At 54.2% G+C, this 26,347-nt stretch carries 23 protein-coding genes, 1 rRNA gene and 1 other annotated feature; of the genes, 13 read left to right on the top strand and 11 right to left on the bottom strand.

Translation table 11 applies throughout. From position 1 onward, the window contains the following. Positions 1 to 456 (bottom strand) — a sequence feature (23S ribosomal RNA rRNA prediction is too short). A gap of 265 nt (positions 457 to 721) precedes the next feature. Then, a 16S ribosomal RNA gene (locus SK34_RS21820) occupies positions 722 to 2,261 on the bottom strand. A 621-nt stretch (positions 2,262 to 2,882) separates the two neighbouring features. Here SK34_RS21820 and purH point away from each other — a divergent pair. Continuing rightward, on the top strand, positions 2,883 to 4,472 hold the full coding sequence (purH, locus tag SK34_RS21825) for a bifunctional phosphoribosylaminoimidazolecarboxamide formyltransferase/IMP cyclohydrolase (protein ID WP_048234177.1): 1,590 nt from the start codon (positions 2,883 to 2,885) through the stop codon (positions 4,470 to 4,472). 15 nt (positions 4,473 to 4,487) lie between these two features. Then, entirely contained in the window at positions 4,488 to 5,777 is a 1,290-nt protein-coding gene (gene purD, locus SK34_RS21830) for a phosphoribosylamine--glycine ligase (protein ID WP_048234178.1), read from the top strand. Here the strand turns inward: purD and zraR are convergent. Both zraR and zraS read right to left on the bottom strand, forming a co-directional pair. Beyond that, positions 5,774 to 7,099 carry a sigma-54-dependent response regulator transcription factor ZraR gene (zraR, locus tag SK34_RS21835; RefSeq protein WP_048234179.1) on the bottom strand — a complete coding sequence of 442 codons (1,326 nt, stop codon included), beginning with the start codon at positions 7,097 to 7,099 and terminating at the stop codon, positions 5,774 to 5,776. The two genes, purD and zraR, sit on opposite strands and share 4 nt — an antisense overlap. 5 nt (positions 7,100 to 7,104) lie before the next feature. Further along, entirely contained in the window at positions 7,105 to 8,490 is a 1,386-nt protein-coding gene (zraS, locus tag SK34_RS21840) for a two-component system sensor histidine kinase ZraS (protein WP_048234180.1), read from the bottom strand. 57 nt (positions 8,491 to 8,547) lie between these two features. On the opposite strand from zraS, the gene SK34_RS25045 reads away from it, so the two are divergent. Continuing rightward, positions 8,548 to 8,736, top strand: coding sequence for a hypothetical protein (locus tag SK34_RS25045; protein WP_128299017.1), 189 nt, complete (start codon positions 8,548 to 8,550; stop codon positions 8,734 to 8,736). Between the two features lie 18 nt (positions 8,737 to 8,754). Continuing rightward, on the top strand, positions 8,755 to 9,198 hold the full coding sequence (gene zraP / locus SK34_RS21845) for a zinc resistance sensor/chaperone ZraP (RefSeq protein WP_048234181.1): 444 nt from the start codon (positions 8,755 to 8,757) through the stop codon (positions 9,196 to 9,198). Positions 9,199 to 9,221: 23 nt separating this feature from the next. Here the strand turns inward: zraP and SK34_RS21850 are convergent, their stop codons facing one another. The 6 genes from SK34_RS21850 to nudC all read right to left on the bottom strand — a co-directional run bounded on the left by SK34_RS21850 (position 9,222) and on the right by nudC (position 13,587). After that, a complete protein-coding gene (locus SK34_RS21850) occupies positions 9,222 to 9,914 on the bottom strand; it encodes a DUF1481 domain-containing protein (protein ID WP_003033064.1) in 693 nt (230 codons plus the stop codon). Positions 9,915 to 9,925: 11 nt separating this feature from the next. Then, positions 9,926 to 10,198: a nucleoid-associated protein HU-alpha gene (gene hupA / locus SK34_RS21855; RefSeq protein ID WP_001044509.1), complete on the bottom strand. Its 273-nt coding sequence runs from the start codon at positions 10,196 to 10,198 to the stop codon at positions 9,926 to 9,928. A gap of 186 nt (positions 10,199 to 10,384) precedes the next feature. After that, positions 10,385 to 10,975, bottom strand: coding sequence for a YjaG family protein (locus tag SK34_RS21860; protein WP_003842015.1), 591 nt, complete (start codon positions 10,973 to 10,975; stop codon positions 10,385 to 10,387). Positions 10,976 to 11,008: 33 nt separating this feature from the next. Next, positions 11,009 to 11,689, bottom strand: coding sequence for a deoxyribonuclease V (gene nfi, locus SK34_RS21865; RefSeq protein ID WP_003842017.1), 681 nt, complete (start codon positions 11,687 to 11,689; stop codon positions 11,009 to 11,011). A gap of 9 nt (positions 11,690 to 11,698) precedes the next feature. Continuing rightward, complete coding sequence (hemE, locus tag SK34_RS21870) at positions 11,699 to 12,763, bottom strand: uroporphyrinogen decarboxylase (RefSeq protein ID WP_003826889.1); 1,065 nt, start codon at positions 12,761 to 12,763, stop codon at positions 11,699 to 11,701. A gap of 50 nt (positions 12,764 to 12,813) precedes the next feature. Next, positions 12,814 to 13,587, bottom strand: coding sequence for an NAD(+) diphosphatase (gene nudC, locus SK34_RS21875; protein WP_003033074.1), 774 nt, complete (start codon positions 13,585 to 13,587; stop codon positions 12,814 to 12,816). A gap of 96 nt (positions 13,588 to 13,683) precedes the next feature. Here nudC and SK34_RS21880 point away from each other — a divergent pair, with 96 nt between their 5' ends. The 7 genes from SK34_RS21880 to thiH all read left to right on the top strand — a co-directional run bounded on the left by SK34_RS21880 (position 13,684) and on the right by thiH (position 19,886). Then, a complete protein-coding gene (locus SK34_RS21880; protein WP_003033077.1) occupies positions 13,684 to 14,172 on the top strand; it encodes an Rsd/AlgQ family anti-sigma factor in 489 nt (162 codons plus the stop codon). A 358-nt stretch (positions 14,173 to 14,530) separates the two neighbouring features. Next, complete coding sequence (gene thiC / locus SK34_RS21885; RefSeq protein WP_048234182.1) at positions 14,531 to 16,429, top strand: phosphomethylpyrimidine synthase ThiC; 1,899 nt, start codon at positions 14,531 to 14,533, stop codon at positions 16,427 to 16,429. After that, the gene (gene thiE / locus SK34_RS21890) at positions 16,429 to 17,064 is read left to right on the top strand and encodes a thiamine phosphate synthase (protein WP_048234183.1); all 636 of its coding nucleotides are present in this window, start codon (positions 16,429 to 16,431) and stop codon (positions 17,062 to 17,064) included. The genes thiC and thiE overlap by 1 nt, the downstream gene beginning before the upstream one ends. After that, a complete protein-coding gene (locus SK34_RS21895) occupies positions 17,057 to 17,815 on the top strand; it encodes a HesA/MoeB/ThiF family protein (protein ID WP_003033085.1) in 759 nt (252 codons plus the stop codon). Before thiE ends, SK34_RS21895 begins: the two co-directional genes overlap by 8 nt. Further along, complete coding sequence (gene thiS / locus SK34_RS21900; protein WP_003033088.1) at positions 17,796 to 17,996, top strand: sulfur carrier protein ThiS; 201 nt, start codon at positions 17,796 to 17,798, stop codon at positions 17,994 to 17,996. The genes SK34_RS21895 and thiS overlap by 20 nt, the downstream gene beginning before the upstream one ends. A 1-nt stretch (position 17,997) precedes the next feature. Next, entirely contained in the window at positions 17,998 to 18,768 is a 771-nt protein-coding gene (gene thiG / locus SK34_RS21905; RefSeq protein WP_003842025.1) for a thiazole synthase, read from the top strand. Next, positions 18,765 to 19,886, top strand: coding sequence for a 2-iminoacetate synthase ThiH (thiH, locus tag SK34_RS21910; protein WP_048234184.1), 1,122 nt, complete (start codon positions 18,765 to 18,767; stop codon positions 19,884 to 19,886). Before thiG ends, thiH begins: the two co-directional genes overlap by 4 nt. 131 nt (positions 19,887 to 20,017) lie before the next feature. Here thiH and cspG read toward each other — a convergent pair whose 3' ends face one another. Next, positions 20,018 to 20,230 carry a cold shock protein CspG gene (gene cspG / locus SK34_RS21915; protein WP_003033098.1) on the bottom strand — a complete coding sequence of 71 codons (213 nt, stop codon included), beginning with the start codon at positions 20,228 to 20,230 and terminating at the stop codon, positions 20,018 to 20,020. Between the two features lie 1,092 nt (positions 20,231 to 21,322). Here cspG and SK34_RS21920 point away from each other — a divergent pair. Both SK34_RS21920 and SK34_RS21925 read left to right on the top strand, forming a co-directional pair. Further along, a complete protein-coding gene (locus SK34_RS21920) occupies positions 21,323 to 21,628 on the top strand; it encodes a PTS sugar transporter subunit IIB (RefSeq protein ID WP_003033102.1) in 306 nt (101 codons plus the stop codon). A gap of 4 nt (positions 21,629 to 21,632) precedes the next feature. Further along, on the top strand, positions 21,633 to 21,950 hold the full coding sequence (locus tag SK34_RS21925) for a PTS lactose/cellobiose transporter subunit IIA (RefSeq protein WP_003033104.1): 318 nt from the start codon (positions 21,633 to 21,635) through the stop codon (positions 21,948 to 21,950). A 111-nt stretch (positions 21,951 to 22,061) separates the two neighbouring features. Here SK34_RS21925 and rpoC read toward each other — a convergent pair whose 3' ends face one another. Then, positions 22,062 to 26,285 (bottom strand): DNA-directed RNA polymerase subunit beta', encoded by a 4,224-nt coding sequence (gene rpoC, locus SK34_RS21930; RefSeq protein WP_003033107.1) that lies wholly within the window; start codon positions 26,283 to 26,285, stop codon positions 22,062 to 22,064. Positions 26,286 to 26,347: the final 62 nt, after the last annotated feature.

Raw genomic sequence — 26,347 nt, forward strand, 5'->3', positions numbered from 1 at the left:
GGGTTCTTTTCGCCTTTCCCTCACGGTACTGGTTCACTATCGGTCAGTCAGGAGTATTTAGCCTTGGAGGATGGTCCCCCCATATTCAGACAGGATACCACGTGTCCCGCCCTACTCTTCGAGTTCACAACCTGTGCATTTTGGTGTACGGGACTATCACCCTGTACCGTCGGACTTTCCAGACCGTTCCACTAACACACAAGCTGATTCAGACTCTGGGCTGCTCCCCGTTCGCTCGCCGCTACTGGGGGAATCTCGGTTGATTTCTTTTCCTCGGGGTACTTAGATGTTTCAGTTCCCCCGGTTCGCTTCATTACGCTATGTATTCACGTAATGATAGTGTGACGAATCACACTGGGTTTCCCCATTCGGAAATCGCCGGTTATAACGGTTCATATCACCTTACCGACGCTTATCGCAGATTAGCACGTCCTTCATCGCCTCTGACTGCCAGGGCATCCACCGTGTACGCTTAGTCGCTTAACCTCACAACCCGAAGATGTTTCTTTCGATTCATCATCGACTTGCAAAAATTTGAGAGACTCGAACACACCATTTTTCATTTCTTATTACGGAGAAATGAAACAGTGTGTCGTTTCAATTTTCAGCTTGATCCAGATTTTTAAAGAGCAAAACTTCTTAATGCACTCGAAAGTACATTCAGAAGTTCATCATTCATCAGACAATCTGTGTGAGCACTACAAAGAACGTTTCTTTAAGGTAAGGAGGTGATCCAACCGCAGGTTCCCCTACGGTTACCTTGTTACGACTTCACCCCAGTCATGAATCACAAAGTGGTAAGCGCCCTCCCGAAGGTTAAGCTACCTACTTCTTTTGCAACCCACTCCCATGGTGTGACGGGCGGTGTGTACAAGGCCCGGGAACGTATTCACCGTGGCATTCTGATCCACGATTACTAGCGATTCCGACTTCATGGAGTCGAGTTGCAGACTCCAATCCGGACTACGACATACTTTATGAGGTCCGCTTGCTCTCGCGAGGTCGCTTCTCTTTGTATATGCCATTGTAGCACGTGTGTAGCCCTACTCGTAAGGGCCATGATGACTTGACGTCATCCCCACCTTCCTCCAGTTTATCACTGGCAGTCTCCTTTGAGTTCCCGGCCGGACCGCTGGCAACAAAGGATAAGGGTTGCGCTCGTTGCGGGACTTAACCCAACATTTCACAACACGAGCTGACGACAGCCATGCAGCACCTGTCTCAGAGTTCCCGAAGGCACCAAAGCATCTCTGCTAAGTTCTCTGGATGTCAAGAGTAGGTAAGGTTCTTCGCGTTGCATCGAATTAAACCACATGCTCCACCGCTTGTGCGGGCCCCCGTCAATTCATTTGAGTTTTAACCTTGCGGCCGTACTCCCCAGGCGGTCGACTTAACGCGTTAGCTCCGGAAGCCACGCCTCAAGGGCACAACCTCCAAGTCGACATCGTTTACGGCGTGGACTACCAGGGTATCTAATCCTGTTTGCTCCCCACGCTTTCGCACCTGAGCGTCAGTCTTTGTCCAGGGGGCCGCCTTCGCCACCGGTATTCCTCCAGATCTCTACGCATTTCACCGCTACACCTGGAATTCTACCCCCCTCTACAAGACTCTAGCCTGCCAGTTTCGGATGCAGTTCCCAGGTTGAGCCCGGGGATTTCACATCCGACTTGACAGACCGCCTGCGTGCGCTTTACGCCCAGTAATTCCGATTAACGCTTGCACCCTCCGTATTACCGCGGCTGCTGGCACGGAGTTAGCCGGTGCTTCTTCTGCGAGTAACGTCAATCACTAAGGTTATTAACCTTAATGCCTTCCTCCTCGCTGAAAGTACTTTACAACCCGAAGGCCTTCTTCATACACGCGGCATGGCTGCATCAGGCTTGCGCCCATTGTGCAATATTCCCCACTGCTGCCTCCCGTAGGAGTCTGGACCGTGTCTCAGTTCCAGTGTGGCTGGTCATCCTCTCAGACCAGCTAGGGATCGTCGCCTAGGTGAGCCGTTACCCCACCTACTAGCTAATCCCATCTGGGCACATCCGATGGCAAGAGGCCCGAAGGTCCCCCTCTTTGGTCTTGCGACGTTATGCGGTATTAGCTACCGTTTCCAGTAGTTATCCCCCTCCATCGGGCAGTTTCCCAGACATTACTCACCCGTCCGCCACTCGTCACCCGAGAGCAAGCTCTCTGTGCTACCGTTCGACTTGCATGTGTTAGGCCTGCCGCCAGCGTTCAATCTGAGCCATGATCAAACTCTTCAATTTAAGTTTGATGCTCGTGAATTAAACTTCGTAATGAATTACGTATGTTCACTCAAGAGACTTGGTATTCATTTTTCGTCTTGCGACGTTAAGAATCCGTATCTTCGAGTGCCCACACAGATTGTCTGATAAATTGTTAAAGAGCAGTGCCGCTTCGCTTTTTCTCAGCGGCGCGGGGTGTGCATATTACGCTTTCCTCTTTCAGAGTCAACCCTCATTTTCAGGTTTTTCTCTTCAACCGAACCGGCTGTTTGTGTGAAGTGATTCACATCCGCCGTGTCGATGGAGGCGCATTATAGGGAGTTTCCTGTGGCCCGCAACCCTTAAATTGCAGAAAAATGACTGACTGCTGCATTCCACAGCAAAACCCCGCCTTATACCCATTTACGCACAGAGTTATCCACAAACCACACGATCGTTTCTATGATCCTCTCGTTATATCAGCCTCTTTCAACAGAAAAAGAAGAGGTCAAAATCGAAAATTAAAAATTCGCGAGCGTTGCGCAAACGTTTTCGTTACAATGCCCCCGCACAACAAGGATGCCCCGTAAGGGGCGTTAGCTGAGTTTTTAGCCAAGAATTCACCTAACGCTCTCTGTAATAGTCAAATCCAGGGGATTTACCATGCAACAACGTCGTCCAGTCCGCCGCGCTCTGCTCAGTGTTTCTGACAAGGCCGGTATCATCGAATTCGCTCAGGCACTTTCCGCACGTGGTGTGGAGCTGCTGTCTACAGGTGGCACTGCGCGCCTGTTAGCGGAGAAAGGTCTGCCAGTGACCGAAGTTTCCGATTACACCGGCTTCCCGGAAATGATGGATGGACGCGTGAAGACCCTGCATCCGAAGGTCCACGGCGGCATCCTCGGTCGTCGCGGCCAGGATGATGCCATTATGGAACAACACCACATTGCTCCTATCGATATGGTGGTTGTTAACCTGTATCCATTCGCCCAGACCGTCGCCCGCGAAGGCTGTTCTCTGGAAGATGCAGTAGAGAACATTGATATTGGCGGCCCGACCATGGTGCGCTCCGCTGCCAAGAACCATAAAGATGTAGCTATCGTTGTGAAGAGCAGCGACTACGACGCCATTATTAAAGAGATGGATGCCAACGACGGTTCTCTGACCCTCGACACCCGTTTCGATCTCGCGATTAAAGCCTTCGAACACACCGCCGCTTACGACAGCATGATCGCCAACTACTTCGGCAGCATGGTTCCGGCCTACCACGGTGAAAGCAAAGAAGCCGCCGGTCGCTTCCCACGTACGCTGAACCTGAACTTCATTAAGAAGCAGGATATGCGCTACGGCGAGAACAGCCACCAGCAGGCTGCCTTCTATATAGAAGAGAATGTTAAAGAAGCCTCCGTTGCCACCGCGCAGCAGGTACAGGGCAAAGCACTTTCCTACAACAACATCGCCGATACCGATGCGGCGCTGGAGTGCGTGAAAGAATTCAACGAGCCAGCCTGTGTGATCGTCAAACACGCGAACCCGTGTGGTGTAGCAGTAAGTACCTCTATTCTTGACGCTTACGACCGCGCCTATAAAACCGACCCGACCTCCGCGTTCGGCGGCATCATCGCCTTTAACCGCGAGCTGGATGCTGAAACCGCGCAGGCGATCATCTCCCGCCAGTTCGTGGAAGTGATCATCGCCCCATCCGCCACCGAAGAAGCACTGAAAATTACCGCTGCCAAGCAGAACGTTCGGGTGCTGGTCTGCGGCCAATGGGCGCAGCGCGTTCCGGGCCTGGACTTTAAACGCGTTAACGGCGGTCTGCTGGTTCAGGACCGTGACCTGGGTATGGTGACCGAAGGTGAACTGCGCGTGGTGTCCAAACGTCAGCCAACCGAGCAAGAGCTGCGCGATGCGCTGTTCTGCTGGAAAGTGGCGAAGTTCGTGAAATCCAACGCCATTGTTTATGCCAAAGAGAACATGACTATTGGCATAGGCGCAGGCCAGATGAGCCGCGTGTACTCCGCGAAAATCGCCGGGATCAAAGCGGCCGACGAAGGCCTGGAAGTGAAAGGTTCTGCAATGGCTTCTGACGCTTTCTTCCCGTTCCGCGACGGGATTGATGCCGCTGCTGCCGCCGGTGTGACCTGCGTTATCCAGCCGGGTGGTTCTATTCGCGATGACGAAGTGATTGCCGCCGCCAATGAACACGGCATTGCGATGGTATTTACCGATATGCGCCACTTCCGCCATTAATCCACGGAGCAGACGATGAAAGTATTAGTGATTGGCAACGGCGGGCGCGAGCACGCCCTGGCGTGGAAAGCGGCGCAGTCGCCAAAAGTCGAAACGGTATTTGTCGCCCCGGGCAATGCGGGCACCGCGCTGGAACCCACGCTGCAAAACGTGGCCATCGGCGTAACCGATATCCCGGCGTTGCTGGACTTTGCCCAGAACGAGAAGATCGATCTGACCATCGTTGGCCCGGAAGCGCCGCTGGTGATTGGCGTGGTTGATGCCTTCCGCGCCGCCGGTCTGAAAATCTTCGGCCCAACCGAAGGTGCCGCGCAGCTGGAAGGCTCCAAAGCCTTCACCAAAGATTTCCTCGCGCGCCACCAGATCCCAACGGCGGAATATCAGAACTTCACCGAAATCGAACCTGCGCTGGCTTACCTGCGCGAGAAAGGCGCGCCGATCGTTATCAAAGCTGACGGTCTGGCTGCCGGGAAAGGCGTTATCGTGGCGATGACGCTGGAGGAAGCCGAAGCCGCGGTTCATGACATGCTGGCCGGCAACGCGTTTGGCGACGCGGGCCACCGCATCGTGATTGAAGAGTTCCTCGACGGTGAAGAAGCGAGCTTTATTGTCATGGTCGACGGTGAGCACGTGCTGCCGATGGCCACCAGCCAGGACCACAAGCGCGTGGGCAATGGCGATACCGGCCCGAACACCGGCGGGATGGGTGCCTACTCCCCTGCTCCGGTAGTGACTGACGAAGTCCACCAGCGCACCATGGAACGCATCATCTGGCCAACCGTAAAAGGCATGGCGGCGGAAGGTAACACCTATACCGGTTTCCTGTACGCGGGTCTGATGATCGACAAGCAGGGCAACCCAAAGGTTATCGAGTTCAACTGCCGCTTCGGCGATCCGGAAACCCAGCCGATCATGCTGCGCATGAAGTCCGATCTGGTGGAGCTGTGCCTCGCCGCCTGTGACGGCAAGTTGGATAAGAAAACCTCCGAGTGGGACGAACGCGCCTCGCTGGGTGTGGTCATTGCCGCCGGAGGTTATCCGGGTAATTACAATACCGGCGATGAGATCCACGGTCTGCCGCTGGAAGACGTCGCTGACGGTAAAGTGTTCCACGCGGGCACCAAACTGTCTGCAGACGATCGCGTGCTGACCAACGGTGGTCGCGTGCTGTGCGCCACCGCGCTGGGCAACACCGTGGCTGAAGCGCAGAAACGCGCTTACGCCCTGATGACCGACATCCGCTGGGATGGCAGCTTCAGCCGTAACGACATCGGCTGGCGTGCCATTGAACGCGAGCAACGCTAACGCGAAATTTTCGCCAGCAGCGTTTTACGCGTAATGCCTAACTGACGGGCGGCTTCCGTTTTATTGCCGCCCGTTTTTTCAAGCGCCGCCAGAATCACCTCCTTTTCGACATCCACCAACGGTTGGATCTCGCCACTGAATTCCGTTTTTATCGGCGTCGCGGCAATCGCCATCGGCAGTTCACGTTCGGAAATATATTCCCCTGTCAGCAGCACCACCGAGCGCTCAATCGCATTTTCCAGCTCACGAATATTGCCCGGCCAGTCGTAGTGGATCAGCAGATCCATCGCCTGCGGAGTAAAGCCTTTCACCGCTTTACGGTTACGCGCGGCAAAACGCTGGAGAAAATGTTCGGCTAACAGCGGAATATCTTCCCGGCGCTGGCACAGCGCTGGCATTTCAATGGTGACGACGTTCAGACGATAGTAGAGATCCTGACGAAAGCGCCCGGCGCTGACTTCCTCTGCTAGATCGCGATGCGTAGCGGCTATCAGCCGGACATCAACACCAATTGTCTGGTTGCTGCCAACCCGTTGCACCTCTCGCTCCTGGATAGCCCGCAGCAGACGTACCTGCATCAGCGGTGAGATATCGCCAATTTCATCAAGAAATAACGTGCCGCCGTCTGCTTCCACAAAGCGCCCTTCCCGCCGTTTATCCGCCCCGGTAAACGCCCCTTTCTCGTGGCCAAAAAGTTCGGACTCCAGCAGCGACTCATTGAGCGCCGCACAGTTTAGCGTCACCAGCGGCTTATCGCTGCGCGCGCTACTGGCGTGTAGCGCCCGGGCGACCAGCTCTTTCCCTGTCCCGGAATCTCCATGGATAAGCACCGTGGCGTCCGAGGGCGCTACCATCGCAATTTCGTTGAGCAATTGCTGCATCGCCGGACTGCTGCCAATCATGCCAAACTGCGCAGCCGACGCCGATGGCAGTTCGGCGCCCATTTCCCGCGTATGCGCCAGCGCCTTTTCCAGGGTCTCCTGCAGACGGTCAAAATCCAGCGGCTTGATTAAGTAGTCCAGCGCCCCGGTTTTAAGCGCCTCAACGGCGGTCTCTACGCTGGAGAACGCCGTCATGATCAAGACCGGAATCGCCGGATTCAGCGCTTTAATCTCTTTCAGCGTTGCGATGCCGTCCATCTCCGCCATGCGTACATCACACAGCACTAAATCAAATACGCGTTCGCGCACCTGTTCCAGCGCCGCTCGCCCGCTATAGGCCAGCGCGACCTCATAACCCCAGCCGCGCAGCAGCGCCTGTAAAATGGTGCAGTGGCTGATATCGTCATCTACTACCAGAATATTGATTTTTCCGCGCGTCATCCTTGTTAATCCTGTTGTTTCGCTTTGGTCGGCAGCCAAAGAGTAAAGGTCGCACCTTTGCCCTCAACGCTTGCCACCTGAATGGTGCCACCATGCTGTTCGATAATGTTCTGCACTACCGCCAGCCCGAGGCCGGTTCCGTCAGCTTTGGTTGTAAAGTAAGGCGTAAAAATGGCCTCCAGCTGTTCCGCTGCAATTCCCTTTCCGCTATCGGTAACCACAATTTTAACGCGATCGCCGCTGCTTTCATTCGCTTCAACCGTGATCGTGCCCTGACGACCAATCGCATGAATGGCGTTCAGATACAGATTCAACAAAACCTGAGTCAGTCGGTCAGGATCGGCCTGGATAGCGGGCAGCGTAGAATTGGCCGAAAAGCGGAGCTGGATTTCCCTGCTTGCCGCATCCTGACTCACCAGGTGTAATGAGTGGGTGATAACCTCATTGAGATCCACCTGTTGCAGCGTCAGATGTGCAGGCTTCACCAGCTCCAGCAGCTCGCTCACCACCCGATTTAAACGATCCGCCTCTTTCGCCATCACCTGTGCCAGCTCATGCGACTCGCCTCCTGCCGGGGTTCGCTCGGCAAAATACTTCGCCAGACCTTTGATCGATGAAAGCGGATTACGAATTTCATGCGCCACTCCAGCCGCAAGATGCCCGAGCGCTAACAGTTTTTCTTTACGCTTCATCGCATCCTGAAGTTCTTTGTACGAGCGCTGATAGCGCTGATACCAGAAGAACGTCAGTACGGTGGCCAGCAACACAGCCGCCAGCGCACAGAGGACTATCAGTGTGTTACGCCACTCTCTTGCCTGAGTCGTTGTCAGATCGCTGGCATCAAAGGCGATAAATATGGTTTGCGCTGGGGTGATAAGCTGCCCGTCATTGCTGGCACAGCGCGCCATGCCGTGGCGTCCTGGACCATACATCGGCTGAAACTGGCGATAAATTTCCAGGGCCGGCGTTTTTTCACCATCCCTCGCTGGAATTTCAATATTCCGCCAGCTTTCTTGCTCCCCAGGACTAAGCTGTCGCAGGACATCCGGTGAATAGAGCGTTTTTCCGACCATCGCGGCATTGCTGTGAGTAATAATGACACCATGCTCATCGACGACGGCAAACCATAGCACGCCTGGTTGTACGGCCATTTCCTCCAGTAGCGTCTGCTGCTGGGCATGATGCATGCGCATCCCCATGCCTACACGCGTACCAGACTCCAGAGCGCGAATGAGCACGCTGCCTTTTTCCAGTAGCGTTTGTCGGGCGGCATCACTTTCCCGCCCATAGTCCCGAATAGTCATAATCGAAAACCAGCCGACCAAAATCAGGATTGCCGCCAGCAAGAGTCGGCTCAACCACTTTGCCACCGTATCCTTATAAAGACGCATACGCTCTCCCTTTACCCCACTTGTTCCTTTCATCGTTGCAGGTATACAGCAGAAATCATGCCATTTTTTCCCCCTGATAACCCTGCCCTCAGACACAAACAGCTGAAAGTACCGGGTAAAAATGACTCGCTGGCACGTTCTGGCGAGTCATTTTTACTCGTTTTCCTGCAAAGACGGCGGGTACGACGCCCGCAGGACTGGGATTGCCGCTTTGGCACGGAAGATGCAATAGGGAATGTAAGCTAACCAACAGGAGAACGAACGATGAAACGGAACAACAAACTGGCACTGATTGCACTTTCTCTTATCGCACTGGGCTCCACCCCGGTACTGGCGCAGAATCACTGGGGATATGGTGATGGAATGCAGCAACGGGGCGGTACCCCAATGACCACTGAGCAGCAGGCTGCCGCACAGAAAATCTATGATGATTACTACTCCCAGACCAGCGCGTTGCGCCAACAGCTGACATCCAAACGTTATGAGTACAATGCACTATTAACGGCCAGCTCGCCGGACACGGCAAAAATTAATGCCGTTGCAAAAGAGATGGAAGCGTTGAATCAGTCTCTGGACGAGCAGCGCGTTAAACGCGATGTCGCAATGGCGCAGGCTGGCGTGCCACGTGGCGCGGGAATGGGCTACGGCGGATGCGGCGGTGGCGGTAACCATCGCGGCGGCGGCCATATGGGAATGGGTCACTGGTAACAGTATTGCCTGATGGCAGATTATCAGAAAGTTTTGGCTGTAGGCTGCCAGTGACAAAAATCTTCATTGGCAACTAGCAGTATCTGCGACCCTTCGGGCGCTTCCAGCCATGCCACACTCACCTCTACGGATGAATGTTTCTGGCGGCGCTCGATATGGTTTATCGCCCACGACTCCAGGTCTGGCTTCAGCGTTTCACCTTCACAGGTTGTGACCGTGTTATCCGCATGCCAACGTCCCTGACGCAATATCACCCGTCCCTGACGCAGCGCATCGCTGGTCTGGCGAATTTGATCGGCGCGATAGCGGTAAAGCGCGATTTGATCGCTGGAAAGCTGCTGCTTTTGCCCATCGACTTCACGCTGCATGAAGCTCAGTTCGCCCCGGTCATCAAAGCGTATACGGACATGTTCAGCCGGTTTACTGTAAACGTTGAGTTCTATCAGAGAGAGCGAATCACCCTGCCAGCGGTATTCACTGGTAGTGGTTTCGCCTTTTCGCCACGGACTAAATACCGAGAGCAAGTGAACATCGTCACCGGAGTCTTTACGCCAAATGCGTACCGCCCCCTGATCGCCAACATAGCCGCTGGCCGTGAACGGAGGAAGCTCAGAATGGCTACCGCAGGCAGACAGTAACAGAACACCTGAAAGCCAAAGCGTATGACGCCAGATGGACAAAAGGGGCGAAACCGCCCCTTCGTTAAAACTGTTCACTGCCACGCGAATTACTTAACCGCGTCTTTCAGTGCTTTACCAGAAACAAATGCCGGTACGTTAGCTGCGGCAATTTTGATTTCTTTACCGGTCTGCGGGTTGCGGCCAGTGCGCTCAGCACGGTGGTTCACTTTGAAGGTACCGAAACCAACCAGTTGTACAGCATCGCCTTCTTTCAGAGACTCAGTAATAGCAGCCAGAGTGGATTCCAGAGCAGCTTTAGCCTGTGTTTTAGACAGTTCTGCTTTGTCTGCAATTACATCAATCAGTTGAGTCTTGTTCATAAGTTATCCTTACAATGTGTTTATCGCTTGCTAAGCATCGAGTGCGACGGAAATGCCAGAAAAGCACTCTCCTGCATACACGCACCGATAGCCACTTTTTTTCGCCCCCCAAATGTAGACCAGACCGGGGGCGGATGGGAAGCCTTCAGGCACGACAAATCAGGCGTTAAATCACGTTTTGTGGTGTCATTGCTGAAAATTTATACCAATATTGCTCTCGCCAGCCTCGCGCAGGTCTGCACGCAGCCCTTTTATCAGCTCAATATCGCGTTCTTCACAGTCGGCTAAAAGTCGGAAAATTTCCCACTGAATATCCCATTCTTGCTCAACGGCAGGGTTCTCTTTGAGCTCTTCATCGGTCATTTCGCGACCAGCCTGGGTCATTTCCAGCATCGCTACCGTCGTAATCGAAGCTTTACTAACTTCAATTGCATGCTCCAGCGTTTCACCGCTAAGACGTGAATGCATCAGTTCGCTTAATGCCACACAGGCATCAATCGCCGGATAAACGCCGTACAGATCGTAATCGTCTGCAGAAGGAATGGCCTCTTCAAACTTTTCCAACTGGCTGTCGAAATTGATTTTCGCGTCTTTAACCGTCAGCGCTTCCCAAATCAGATCCAGAATTCGGCGGTAAATCTGTCCATCGCCAAATTCAGTTTGCTTGCAGAACATGGCGTAATTCGGGTACATGCGTTCGCACAGACAGGCCATAAATGTGACGTGCTGCCAGCTTTCCAGCTTCTCCAGACGCAGGTGAATCGGATTTTGTAACATGATGAGTTCTCAAATACGGAAATTAGCCGCAGTTTACCCGATATGGGGCGCTTTTGCTGCAAGCCGCGTAAAAGCCGGGCGTTCGGATGCCACCGCATCTGCCCAGCGCGTTGGTTCCGGCAGACGATAGCCGTTCATACAGCGTTGTACCCACGCCAGTGCGCTGTCCAAACTCACGCGGTGGCCCGTAGAAATAAACAACGGGTTACAGCGCGCTTTGCTGCGCCAGACCCATGCCAGCTGTTCGCCTTTATCCAGCAATGGCACTAGCGCACCGGGTTCAGCAGCGAGCGGTTCAAACTTGCCACACAGCCGTTTTTTCGCCACACCGATCGTTGGGACGTCCACCAGCAGGCCAAAATGGCTGGCCACGCCCAGACGGCGCGGGTGCGAAATGCCGTGCCCGTCAACGAACAGCAGATCTGGCTTGTGCGAGAGCAGTTGCCAGGCGGCCATCAGCGCGGGGGTTTCACGAAAGGAGAGAAAACCGGGAATGTAGGGCATGGTAGTGGCGATACGCGCCACCTTATATTCAACCAGTTCAAGCGTGGGATACTTCAGTAAGACCATCGCGGCTCGCGTCACTTCGCCACCCTGCTCAAACCCAACGTCCGCCCCGCCGATCAGATCCGGCGGATCGTTCTTCAGACGATCCTCGCGGATCAATGAAGAGGCCAGTTCAAGCTGCTGCGCGCGTAATGACGCGAGATCCATAATGACTCCTTAGCGGTGGTACTGTTCGGACAACCGATGTACCGCCTCCACAAAGACACCCGCATGTTCTGGCGGGACGTCCTGATGAATGCCGTGGCCCAGGTTAAAGACATGCCCTTCGCCCTGACCGAATCCGGCCAGAATTGTCGCCACCTCTTCTTCGATGCGGGCTGGCGGTGCATACAGCATGGACGGATCCATATTGCCCTGTAGCGCCACTTTATGACCTACACGACGACGCGCATCGGCAATGTCAGTGGTCCAGTCGAGACCTAACGCATCACAGCCGGTTTCCGCCATCGCTTCCAGCCACTGACCACCACCTTTGGTAAACAGGGTCACAGGTACGCGACGACCTTCGTTCTCGCGTAGCAGGCCATCGACGATTTTGTGCATGTAGTACAGGGAGAACTGCTGATAATCGCGACCGGTCAGCACACCGCCCCAGGTATCGAAAATCATCACCGACTGCGCGCCCGCTTTGATCTGCGCGTTCAGGTACAGCGTGACGCTCTTCGCCAGCTTATCAAGCAGCAGATGCAGCGCTTTAGGGTCGGCATACATCATCTTTTTAATCACGGTGAAGGCTTTGCTGCTGCCGCCTTCAACCATGTAGGTCGCCAGCGTCCACGGGCTACCGGAGAAGCCGATCAGCGGCACTTCGCCTTTCAGTTCACGGCGGATAGTGCGCACCGCGTTCATCACGTATCCAAGCCCATCTTCCGGGTCCGGGATCGGCAGTTTGTCGACGTCAGCCTTGCTGGTAATCGGAGAGGTGAAGCGTGGACCTTCTCCTGCTTCAAAATACAGCCCGAGTCCCATCGCATCCGGGATCGTCAGGATATCGGAGAAGAGGATCGCGGCATCAAGTTTATAGCGACGCAGCGGCTGCAGCGTAACTTCGCAGGCCAGCTCGGCATTTTTGCACAGCGCCATAAAATCGCCCGCTTCGGCACGGGTAGCTTTGTATTCCGGTAGATAACGGCCTGCCTGGCGCATCATCCATACCGGAGTGACATCAACGGGCTGGCGCAGCAGCGCACGCAGATAACGATCGTTCTTCAGTTCGGTCATTTTTGCAGTTCCTTATTGCGTCAGTCCATCAGTGTATCACCACTCGCTCTTTACTCGTACTCAGCCCGACACATTGCCACAGTATCTTCAATCAATCGACGCGCGACAGTACCCGGCGGGGGCAAGAGCGGTAAATCGTCATAGCGATACCAGTTCGCTTCCAGCAGCTCTTTCGGGTCGATGACGATTTCGCCGCTATCATACTCCGCCATAAATGCGGTCATCAAAGACTGTGGGAACGGCCACGGCTGAGAAGTGACATAACGCAGGTTTTTCACCTTAATGCCGCTCTCTTCCATGACTTCACGCGCCACCGCCTGCTCGAGGGTCTCGCCCACTTCGACAAAACCCGCCAGCACGGTATGCACGCCGTTGCGATGGCGAACATGTTGGGCGAGCAGGATGGAATCATCTCGGCGAATAGCGACGATTATGCAGGGAGCAATTTGAGGATAATAACGTTCACGGCAGTGACTACAGAGCATCGCCCACTCCGTTTTACTCGGGTGCATGGGATGGCCGCAGTAACCGCAGAATTTATGCGAGCGGTAAAACTCTGCCAGCTGTACGCCTCGTCCGGCCAGTTGAAACAGGCCAACGTCCTGGTCAATGACCTGGCGCACCGACCCCATATCGTGTCGACGCTGCTGCTGCACCAGCCAGACAGTTTCCCCTTCCCACTCGCCTATTGGCAGCGCGCGCTGACCAATCAGATCAAAACGGGCTGCGTCGCCATAAGGTAGCTCGCCATGAGGTAACCATAACTTTTGCTCATGACTGACAATCCACCAGCCGCTATCTAATTTTTCAATTATACGATCCATATCTCTTGCGCAACCTTTGCTTCACAGGCATGTTGTTTACATTATTTTTACATTTACGGGTGAGCAGTTCCTAAACACCATCTTGCGGAGTCAATCATGCTAAACCAGCTGGAAAGCCTGACGGAGCACGTCGGAGGAAGTAATAAACTGGTTGATCGCTGGCTACATGTACGTAAGCACCTGCTCGTGGCTTACTACAATCTGGTTGGCATTAAGCCTGGCAAAGAATCGTACATGCGACTTAATGAAAAGGCGCTGGATGATTTTTGTCAGAGCCTGGTCGATTACCTCTCCACCGGACACTTCAGTATTTATGAACGTATTCTCCATAAATTGGAAGGGAACGGGCAGCTTTTAAAAGCCACAAAAATTTGGCCGCTGCTGGAAGCTAATACGCAGCTGATCATGGACTACTATGACTCCAGCCTGGAAACTGCGATTGATCATGATAACTTCCTTGAGTTTCAAAAGGTTTTATCGGATCTCGGCGAGGCGCTGGAAGCCCGGTTCGTGCTCGAAGATAAGCTGATCATGCTGGTATTTGATGCGATGCACGAGAGTGGCACTCTCAAACGTCCTGCTTGAGATTTGTCGCATTAACGCGTAGTTTACATTCATTACCTCTAAGATAGAGGTTACTTCTTGTCGGAGTGCTTATTTTCCACAAAAGCATTCGTGATGCGTCAAGGCGGCAAGTCAGTGAATCTCCAGGAGCTTACCTAAGTAAGTGACTGGAGTGAGCGGACGAAGCCAACAAAGAGGCAGCGCGAAGGATGACGTGGAAAAGGCTGAGACCGTTAATTCGGGATCCGCGGAACCTGATCAGGTTAAGACCTGCGAAGGGAACAAGAGTCAATCTACAACCGTATCGCCCCTGGGCGATCGCCTCTCTTGCTTCATCCGTCGTCTGACAAGCCACGTCCTTACTTTTTTGGAATGAGCTATGTCTGCCACTACTAAACCATCACGCCGCGAACAGCGCGCGCAAGCCCAACACTTTATCGATACCCTGGAAGGGACCGCCTTCCCTAACTCAAAACGCATTTATATTACCGGTTCGCAGCCGGATATCCGCATCCCGATGCGCGAAATCCAGCTGAGCCCGACGCTAATTGGCGGCAGCAAAGACAACCCGCAATTTGAAGACAACGAAGCCGTGCCGGTGTACGACACCTCCGGGCCGTATGGCGATCCTGACGTGGCGATTAACGTCCAGCAGGGCCTGGCGAAACTGCGCCAGCCGTGGATTGCGGCGCGTAACGACAGCGAAGAATTAGACGACCGCAGCTCCGCTTACACCAAAGAGCGCCTGGCCGACGATGGCCTGGACGAGCTGCGTTTCAGCGGCCTGCTGACCCCAAAGCGCGCCAAAGCCGGTAAGCGCGTGACCCAGTTGCACTACGCCCGTCAGGGGATCGTCACGCCAGAAATGGAGTTTATCGCCATCCGTGAAAACATGGGCCGCGAGCGTATTCGTAGTGAAGTACTGCGCCACCAGCATCCGGGGATGAACTTTGGCGCTCGTCTACCGGAAAATATCACCCCGGAATTCGTGCGTGATGAAGTCGCTGCGGGCCGGGCGATTATTCCCGCCAACATCAACCACCCGGAATCCGAGCCGATGATCATCGGCCGCAACTTCCTGGTGAAGGTGAATGCCAACATCGGTAACTCGGCGGTCACTTCCTCTATCGAAGAAGAGGTCGAAAAACTGGTGTGGTCGACCCGCTGGGGCGCAGATACGGTGATGGACCTCTCCACCGGTCGCTATATTCACGAAACCCGCGAGTGGATCCTGCGTAACAGCCCGGTGCCGATCGGCACCGTACCGATCTACCAGGCGCTGGAGAAGGTCAATGGGATCGCCGAAGATCTCACCTGGGAAGCGTTCCGCGATACGTTGCTGGAACAGGCCGAACAGGGCGTCGACTACTTCACCATTCACGCGGGCGTGCTGCTACGCTACGTGCCGATGACTGCCAAACGCCTGACCGGTATTGTCTCACGCGGCGGTTCAATTATGGCGAAATGGTGCCTTTCTCATCACAAAGAGAACTTCCTGTTCGAACATTTCCGCGAGATTTGCGAAATCTGCGCCGCCTACGACGTCTCGCTCTCTCTCGGCGACGGCCTGCGTCCGGGTTCGATTCAGGATGCCAACGACGAAGCGCAGTTCTCCGAACTGCATACGCTGGGTGAGCTGACCAAAATCGCCTGGGAATACGACGTGCAGGTGATGATTGAAGGCCCAGGGCATGTGCCGATGCATATGATCCAACGCAACATGACCGAAGAGCTGGAGAGCTGCCACGAAGCGCCGTTCTACACCTTAGGGCCGTTGACGACAGATATCGCGCCGGGCTATGACCACTTCACCTCCGGCATTGGCGCAGCGATGATCGGCTGGTTTGGCTGCGCGATGCTGTGCTACGTGACGCCGAAAGAGCACCTCGGCCTGCCGAACAAAGAAGACGTGAAGCAAGGGCTGATCACCTACAAGATTGCCGCCCACGCCGCGGATTTAGCCAAAGGCCACCCGAGCGCGCAGATCCGCGATAACGCGATGTCGAAAGCGCGCTTCGAATTCCGCTGGGAAGACCAGTTTAACCTCGCGCTCGACCCATTCACTGCCCGCGCCTACCACGATGAAACCCTGCCGCAGGAGTCCGGCAAGGTCGCCCATTTCTGCTCGATGTGCGGGCCGAAGTTCTGCTCGATGAAAATCAGCCAGGAAGTACGCGACTACGCCGCCGCGCAAACTATTGAAGTGGGAATGGCAGATATGTCGGAGAACTTCCGCGCCAAAGGCGGTGAAATCTACCTCAAAAAAGAGGAGGCATAATGTACCAGCCTGATTTCCCGACCGTGCCGTTCCGCCTCGGGCTTTACCCGGTGGTGGACAGCGTGGCGTGGATTGAACGCCTGCTGCAGGCGGGCGTACGCACGATCCAACTGCGCATTAAAGATAAGCGTGATGAAGAGATGGAAGCCGACGTCATGGCCGCCATTGAACTGGGGCGTCGCTATGACGCCCGCCTGTTTATCAACGACTACTGGCGGCTGGCGATTAAGCACAACGCTTACGGCGTGCATCTGGGCCAGGAAGACCTTGAAACCACCGATCTGGAGGCGATTCAGGCGGCGGGGCTGCGCCTGGGTGTCTCCACTCACGATGATATGGAGATCGACGTCGCGCTGGCGGCTAAGCCTTCTTATATCGCACTCGGCCATGTTTTCCCCACGCAAACCAAGCAGATGCCTTCCGCTCCGCAGGGGCTGACACAGCTGGCAAGCCATATTAACCGACTGGCCGATTACCCGACCGTCGCCATCGGCGGCATCAGCCTGGAACGTGCACCATCGGTGCTGGCGACCGGTGTTGGCAGCATTGCCGTGGTCAGCGCCATTACCCAGGCGGCTGACTGGCAGGCAGCCACGGCGCAGCTGCTCGACATAGCGGGAGTAGGCGATGAATGACCGCGACTTTATGCGCTACAGCCGGCAGATCCTGCTCGGCGATATCGCGATTGAGGGCCAACAAAAGCTGCTCGACAGCCATGTGCTGATTATCGGTTTAGGCGGGTTAGGTTCGCCTGCCGCGCTGTATCTGGCGGGAGCAGGTATCGGCAAACTGACGCTGGTAGACGATGACGACATTCATTTGAGCAATCTGCAGCGCCAGATCCTGTTTACCACTGATGATATCGCGCGTTCAAAATCGCAGATTGCCCAGCAGCGCCTGACGCGGCTCAACCCGGATATCGAACTGGTATCGCTCCAGCAGCGACTGAAAGGCGATGCGCTCCGGCATGCGGTAGCGCGTGCCGACGTGGTGCTCGACTGTACCGACAACATGGCCACGCGTCAGGAAATTAACGCCGCCTGCGTGTCGCTGAATACACCTTTGGTTACCGCCAGCGCCGTCGGTTTCGGCGGCCAGTTGATGGTGCTCACGCCACCGTGGGAGCAAGGTTGTTACCGCTGCCTGTGGCCGGATGATGTAGAGCCTGAACGCAACTGCCGTACCGCCGGTATCGTCGGCCCGGTTGTCGGCGTGATGGGCACCTTGCAGGCGCTGGAAGCCATCAAACTGCTTAGCGGCATTGCGACGCCCAGCGGCGAGTTACGCCTGTTTGACGGTAAAACCAGCCAGTGGCGCAGCTTCGCACTACGACGTGCCAGCGGCTGCCCGGTATGTGGAGGGCAACATGCAGATTCAGTTCAATGATGAGCCGATGCAGTGCGCCGAGGGACAAACCGTCAGCGGGCTGCTCACCGAGCTTAATCAGCTTAAACCGGGCGCGGCGCTGGCGCTCAATCAGCAGATCCTGCCGCGCGAGCAGTGGCAGCAGCAAATCGTGCAGGAAGGCGACCAGATCCTGCTTTTTCAGGTTATTGCAGGGGGTTGATATGTTACGTATTGCCGACAAAACGTTTGATTCACATCTGTTCACCGGTACCGGAAAGTTTGCCTCATCGCAGCTGATGGTCGAGGCGATTCGCGCCTCCGGCAGCCAGTTGGTCACGCTGGCCATGAAGCGCGTGGATTTGCGCCAGCATAACGATGCCATTCTGGCCCCGCTTATCGACGCGGGCGTGACGCTGCTGCCTAACACCTCCGGAGCGAAAACCGCTGAAGAGGCGATTTTCGCCGCCCAACTGGCGCGTGAAGCTCTGGGCACAAACTGGCTGAAATTAGAAATCCACCCGGATGCCCGCTGGCTATTGCCGGATCCGATTGAAACACTAAAAGCTGCCGAAGCGCTGGTGAAACAGGGCTTTGTGGTGCTGCCCTACTGCGGTGCGGACCCGGTACTGTGCAAGCGGCTGGAAGACGTGGGCTGCGCGGCGGTGATGCCGCTCGGCGCACCTATCGGCTCCAACCAGGGGCTGGAAACCAAAGCGATGCTGGAGATTATTATCCAACAGGCGACCGTGCCGGTGGTGGTTGATGCAGGTATCGGCGTCCCCAGCCACGCCACGCAGGCGCTGGAAATGGGCGCCGACGCGGTGCTGGTCAACACGGCAATCGCGGTAGCCGACAGCCCGGTGATGATGGCCACCGCTTTCCGTCTGGCAGTTGAAGCAGGCCTTTTGGCGCGCCAGGCGGTACCTGGAAGCAAAAGCTCGCAGGCAAATCCCACCAGCCCGTTAACCGGATTCCTGGAGGCCTTCGCATGAAAACGTTCAGCGACCGCTGGCGACAACTGGACTGGGACGACATCCGCCTGCGCATCAACGGTAAAACCGCCGCTGACGTGGAGCGCGCTCTCAAGACTTCGCATCTTAGTCGCGACGATCTGATGGCATTGCTCTCTCCTGCCGCCGCCGATTATCTGGAGCCGCTTGCGCAACGGGCGCAAAAGCTCACCCGCCAGCGTTTTGGCAACACGGTGAGCTTTTACGTGCCGTTGTATCTCTCCAACCTTTGTGCCAACGACTGCACCTACTGCGGTTTTTCGATGAGCAACCGTATCAAACGCAAAACGCTGGACGAAAATGAGATACAACGTGAGTGTGCGGCTATCCGTGAGCTGGGCTTTGAGCATCTGCTACTGGTCACCGGTGAACATCAGGCCAAAGTGGGGATGGATTACTTTCGTCGCCATTTGCCTGCCATTCGCCGCCAGTTTGCCTCTTTACAGATGGAAGTACAGCCGCTGTCAGAGGCTGAATATGCGGAGCTGAAGACGCTGGGGCTGGATGGCGTGATGGTGTATCAGGAGAGCTATCATGAGGCGATTTACGCCCGCCACCATCTGAAGGGGAAAAAGCAGGATTTCTTCTGGCGACTGGAAACGCCGGACCGGCTGGGCCGCGCAGGGATCGACAAAATCGGTCTTGGCGCGTTGATTGGTTTGTCCGACAGCTGGCGGGTTGACTGCTATATGGTAGCTGAACATCTGCTGTGGATGCAGCAGCATTACTGGCAGAGCCGCTACTCTATCTCCTTCCCTCGCCTGCGCCCATGCACCGGAGGCGTTGAGCCTGCATCGATCATGGATGAGCGACAGCTGGTCCAGACCATTTGCGCGTTTCGTTTACTCGCACCAGAAATTGAGCTGTCGCTCTCCACCCGCGAATCGCCATGGTTTCGTGACCATGTGATCCCGTTGGCAATCAACAACGTCAGCGCCTTCTCAAAAACCCAGCCCGGTGGTTATGCCGATAACCACCCCGAACTGGAACAGTTCTCCCCGCACGACGATCGTCGCCCGGAAGCCGTTGCTGAAGCACTGATGGCGCAGGGATTACAGCCCGTGTGGAAAGACTGGGACAGCTATCTGGGACGCGCTTAACAGGTACCGTAAGTCAGGAGCGATCGCATAAACAAAAAAACCCGCTTTCGCGGGTTTTTTCTTCACTGGTGCTTAACTGCTCGGGCTCTGGCCTTCATCGCTATCGTAAGCCTTCGTGAAATTATCGGCGTTTACAGCGCGACAACGTTAACAGCAGACGGGCCTTTAGCGCCATTCTCCACGGAGAATTCCACCTTTTGACCTTCGTCTAACGTTTTAAAATCGTTACTCTGGATAGCGGAAAAATGCACAAACACATCCTTGCTACCGTCCTGAGGAGTGATAAAGCCGAAGCCTTTATCAGAGTTAAACCATTTTACTAAACCAGTCATTTTGTTAGACATAGATACTTCCTTTCATGTTTTTGAGCCGCTTATGCAGCGAAGATGGCCTGTTTTGCAGAAATTAACTTATGGGGCACTTAGGGAGGAGGCTCATGAAGAAGAGTATCTGAGGATAACGCTTGAACTGAGAACTGCTTTACTAAAACTGCTTGCATAAGGTCTGTGTTCCAAACCGATGCCGCTATAGTAGACCTACTTCTAATCATTAAGCAAGCATTAATTTTTTTAATACCCACTGAGTGATGCAATGTTGAACCAACGCGGCTAAGCATCATGGATAACAGCTTGATCTACAATGAACAAAAGCCCCGACTATTGCAGTCAGGGCTTTACGTTACTACACACTTCAAATTTAACATTAATAAACTTAACGATTTAATACTGCTGATGGTACTACTTTAAAATGTACACGTTTACTACAGATAATATTGGATATTGATACTAACTAAAGCTTTCCTCTATTTACCGTTAAACACATTCCACCCGCTTGATAATAGAACTCAAGGCTGGTGACCTAAACAAGTACACTTCCCCTCGCGACATATACTCTTTGATGCGTTGCCTTATTTCCCTCGTGATAACCAAAAAGCAGAAATCACGAACAATTACTATTAAATCATGGCGTTACATCGTCGCGTTTTACTGATTTTTTGCGATTAGATATATCAACTACGTGGCCTGAAAGCATTGTCGAGGTGAAAAAATAGCGTTTTCAGCATCGACTATCCCATACAAAAAATACTTCGTGGCCTTTATCGCAAACCCCAATCAAGCTCTACTAACACTTACTACGTTAACAGCAAACTACAATTTCTCCGCTGTTAAGTATTAACATACGGGTTTAAAAAACGCTGTCAATACTGTTTTTTATAACATGTCTTTATTGACAGTAATTATATATTCCAGCATGTGATAAGCGAGTCAAAAAGCCGCTGGTCCCGGTCCAGATCGCAGGGTTTGGCCTCTTTTTGTAACCGGTTTCAGAAAAAGCGGTTTTCTTTGTGATGCCTTGCACACAATCGTTGCAAAGCAGTTGTTGCTATAGCTGGCTCGCGATAATTATCAACTCACACATGTTGATCGAGACTGCTTATGAAAAACATCGTTTTATGCTGTGCCGCCGGAATGTCCACCAGCATGCTGGTGCAAAGGATGAAAGATGCCGCCCAGAAAAAAGGCGTCGACGTTACTATCAAAGCCGTCCCGGTGGCCGAGTTTGAAGAGAATATCGCTACAGCGGATATCGTTTTGCTCGGTCCACAGGTTAAGTATGAACAGGCCAAGCTACAGGCGATCGCCGACCCACTAGGCAAAAAGGTCGCCGTTATCGACATGATGGATTACGGCATGATGAAAGGCGATGCGGTACTGGACAAGGCGCTGAAACTACTGGAGTGATGGTATGGAAGAGTTAGAAACGATCATCATGGAGTTATTGGTAAACGCTGGCGCTGCACGCAGCCAGGCCCTGACGGCATTGCAACTGGCGCGTAAAGGTGATTTCTCCGGTGCAGAACAAGCGATGACGGAATCACGCGAGTACGTTAAACAAGCGCATAAAATCCAGACCCAGCTGATCGGAATTGACGAAGGAACCGGCAAGCTACCGGTTAATCTCATCACCGTCCATTCGCAGGATCACCTGATGAACGCGATGGTGATTCAGGATTTGGCGGGAGATATGATTGAGCTTTATCGGCGGTTACCGCCGGTAAATTAATGACACTGCCGGATGGCTTCGTAGCCTCATAGACCAGATAAGCGCCATCAGAAATAAACCTGGACATAAAAAAACCCGCCGAAGCGGGTTTTTTATTATGGTCGGCAACGATTAATCGTTGTCAGAACCGCCCAGGCCTGCGTTCAGCAGTTCTGCCAGGCTGGCAGACGCATCTTCAGCAGTCACCTGCGGTGCAGCTGGCAGTTCGCCCGCTGCGCGACGGCGCATACGATCCTGGTGGTACGCGTAACCGGTACCTGCCGGGATCAAACGACCCACGATTACGTTCTCTTTCAGACCGCGCAGTTCATCACGTTTACCTGCAACAGCGGCTTCGGTCAGGACACGCGTGGTTTCCTGGAACGATGCTGCAGAGATGAAGGACTCGGTTGCCAGAGACGCTTTGGTGATACCCAGCAGATCGCGGGAGAACGTTGCACCCACTTTGCCGTTCGCTTCCAGCTCGCGGTTAGCGATCTTGACGCGGGAGTATTCAACCTGCTCGCCTTCCAGGAAGTCGGAGCTACCAGCGCTTTCGATGGTGGCTTTACGCAGCATCTGACGAACGATAACTTCGATGTGTTTATCGTTAATCTTAACACCCTGCAGACGGTATACGTCCTGAACTTCGTTAACGATGTAACGAGTTACAGCATGCACACCACGCAGACGCAGGATGTCGTGCGGCGCTTCCGGACCGTCGGAAACAACGTCACCACGTTCTACACGTTCACCTTCGAACACGTTGAGCTGACGCCATTTCGGAATCATCTCTTCGTACGGTTCGCTACCGTCTACCGGGGTGATAACCAGACGACGTTTACCTTTGGTTTCTTTACCGAAGGAAATGATACCGCTGATTTCAGCCAGGATTGCCGGCTCTTTCGGACGACGTGCTTCGAACAGGTCAGCAACGCGCGGCAGACCACCGGTGATATCCTTGGTACCGCCGGATTCCTGCGGAACACGGGCCAGGGTGTCACCAGAACTGATCTGTACGCCATCTTCCAACTGAACAATCGCTTTACCCGGCAGGAAGTACTGAGCAGGCATATCGGTGCCTGGGATCAGAACGTCGTTGCCCTGAGCATCAACAATTTTCAGTGCCGGACGCAGGTCTTTACCACCCGCAGTACGCTCTGCAGAATCCAGAACCACCAGAGAAGACAGACCGGTCAGCTCGTCGGTCTGACGAGTAATGGTCTGGCCGTCGATCATGTCAGTGAAGCGGACGAAACCACTCACTTCGGTGATAACCGGCATGGTGTGCGGATCCCAGTTTGCTACGGTTTCGCCGCCAGCAACCTGTTCGCCATCACCTTTCGCCATAACGGAGCCGTAAGGCACTTTATAGCTTTCTTTGGTACGGCCGAATTCGTCGATCAGTTTCAGTTCGGTGTTACGTGAGGTGATAACCAGTTTACCGCTGGAGTTCACAACCGACTTCGCATTGCTCAGACGGATGCTACCTTTGTTTTTCACCTGAATGCTGGATTCAGCAGCCGCACGAGATGCCGCACCACCGATGTGGAACGTACGCATCGTCAGCTGTGTACCCGGTTCACCGATGGACTGTGCCGCGATAACGCCGATTGCTTCACCTTTGTTGATGATGTGGCCACGCGCCAGGTCACGACCGTAGCAGTGCGCACATACACCAAAGTCGGTGTCACAAGATACAACAGAACGGACTTTAACGGAGTCAACGGAGTTCTCTTCCAGCAGATCACACCACTGTTCGTGCAGCAGCGTGTTGCGTGGAACCAGAATATCCGCCGTACCCGGCTTCAGAACGTCTTCAGCAGTTACACGACCCAGAACGCGATCGCGCAGCGGCTCTTTAACATCACCACCCTCGATAACCGGGGTCATGGTGATGCCTTCCAGAGTGCCGCAATCGTCTTCAGTAACAACCAGGTCCTGCGCAACGTCAACCAGACGACGAGTCAGATAACCGGAGTTCGCTGTTTTCAGTGCGGTATCCGCCAGACCTTTACGCGCACCGTGAGTAGAGATGAAGTACTGGAGTACGTTCAGACCTTCACGGAAGTTCGCGGTGATTGGCGTTTCGATGATGGAGCCATCTGGCTTCGCCATCAGACCACGCATACCGGCCAGCTGACGAATCTGTGCTGCAGAACCACGCGCACCGGAGTCGGCCATCATGTAGATGCTGTTGAAGGAAACCTGCTGCTCTTCTACGCCGTCACGGTTAATAACGGTTTCGGTTTGCAGGTTATCCATCATCGCTTTGGATACACGATCGTTCGCCGCAGCCCAGATATCGATAACTTTGTTATAGCGTTCGCCCGCGGTTACCAGACCAGACTGGAACTGCTCCTGGATCTCAGCAACTTCAGCTTCCGCTTCAGAGATGATCTCGTGTTTCTTCTCCGGGATGACCATGTCATCAATACCAACAGATGCACCTGAACGCGCTGCATAAGCAAAGCCGGTGTACATTGTCTGGTCAGCGAAGATAACAGTCGGCTTCAGGCCCAGAATGCGGTAACAGGTGTTCAGCATTTTGGAGATAGCTTTCTTGCCCAGCGCCTGGTTGACGATGGAGAAAGGCAGACCTTTCGGTACGATCATCCACAGAATGGCGCGACCAACGGTCGTGTCTTTCAGACTGGTGTGCGCAACGAATTCGCCGTTTTCATCTTTTTCGTATTCAGTGATACGCACTTTAACGCGCGCATGCAGAGAGGCCAGACCTGCGCGATAGATACGCTCAGCTTCTTTCGGGCCAGTCAGCACCATGCCTTCGCCTTTGGCGTTAACACAGTCACGGGTCATGTAGTACAGACCCAATACAACGTCCTGAGACGGAACGATGATAGGTTCGCCGTTCGCCGGAGACAGGATGTTGTTGGTAGACATCATCAGCGCACGCGCTTCGAGCTGGGCTTCCAGCGTCAGCGGTACGTGAACAGCCATCTGGTCACCATCGAAGTCGGCGTTATATGCCGCACAAACCAGCGGGTGAAGCTGGATAGCTTTACCTTCGATCAGTACCGGTTCAAATGCCTGGATACCCAGACGGTGCAGTGTTGGTGCACGGTTCAGCAGTACCGGGTGTTCGCGGATAACTTCGTCCAGGATATCCCAAACGACAGCTTCTTCACGCTCAACCATTTTCTTAGCGGCTTTGATGGTGGTGGCCAAGCCACGCAGTTCCAGCTTGCCGTAGATGAACGGTTTGAACAGTTCCAGTGCCATTTTCTTCGGCAGGCCGCACTGATGCAGACGCAGGTATGGACCTACGGTGATTACAGAACGACCGGAGTAGTCAACACGCTTACCGAGCAGGTTCTGACGGAAACGACCCTGCTTACCTTTGATCATGTCGGCCAAAGATTTCAGAGGACGTTTGTTAGAACCGGTGATCGCACGACCGCGACGACCGTTATCCAGCAGGGCGTCAACCGCTTCCTGCAGCATACGTTTTTCGTTGCGTACGATGATGTCCGGCGCAGCCAGATCCAGCAGACGCTTCAGACGGTTGTTACGGTTGATAACGCGACGATACAGATCGTTCAGATCCGACGTTGCGAAACGACCACCATCCAGCGGAACCAGCGGACGCAGATCTGGCGGCAGAACCGGCAGAACGGTCAAGATCATCCACTCTGGCTTGTTGCCAGACTGTACGAAGGCTTCCAGCAGTTTGATACGCTTGGTCAGCTTCTTACGCTTGGTTTCGGAGTTGGTTTCGTTCAGCTCTTCGCGCAGAGTTTCACACTCTTGCTCCAGATCCATGCTCTTCAGCAGGGCCTGGATTGCTTCCGCACCCATCTTCGCGTCAAATTCGTCACCGAACTCTTCCAGCGCGTCCAGATACTGCTCTTCAGTCAGGATCTGTTGACGTTCCAGGTTAGTCATACCGCCTTCGATAACCACATAAGATTCGAAGTACAGTACGCGTTCGATATCACGCAGCGGCATATCAAGCAGCAAACCGATACGGGACGGCAGAGATTTCAGGAACCAGATGTGAGCAGTCGGAGACGCCAGCTCGATGTGGCCCATACGCTCACGGCGTACTTTGGTCTGGGTCACTTCAACGCCGCACTTCTCACAGATCACACCACGGTGTTTCAGGCGCTTGTACTTACCGCACAGGCACTCGTAGTCTTTTACCGGCCCAAAGATACGGGCGCAGAAAAGGCCGTCACGTTCAGGTTTGAACGTACGGTAGTTGATGGTTTCCGGCTTCTTAACTTCACCGAAAGACCATGAACGGATCATGTCTGGCGAGGCCAGAGCAATTTTGATCGCATCAAACTCTTCGGTTTTAGTCTGCGCTTTCAGAAACTTTAATAAATCTTTCACGGATTTGCTCCCGTCGGAGTTAGCACAATCTGGCGCTGGCTGTTACGCCAGCACCAGTGACC

Source organism: Citrobacter sp. MGH104 (assembly GCF_001034485.1).
In the GTDB taxonomy this organism is placed as follows: Bacteria; Pseudomonadota; Gammaproteobacteria; order Enterobacterales; family Enterobacteriaceae; genus Citrobacter; species Citrobacter freundii.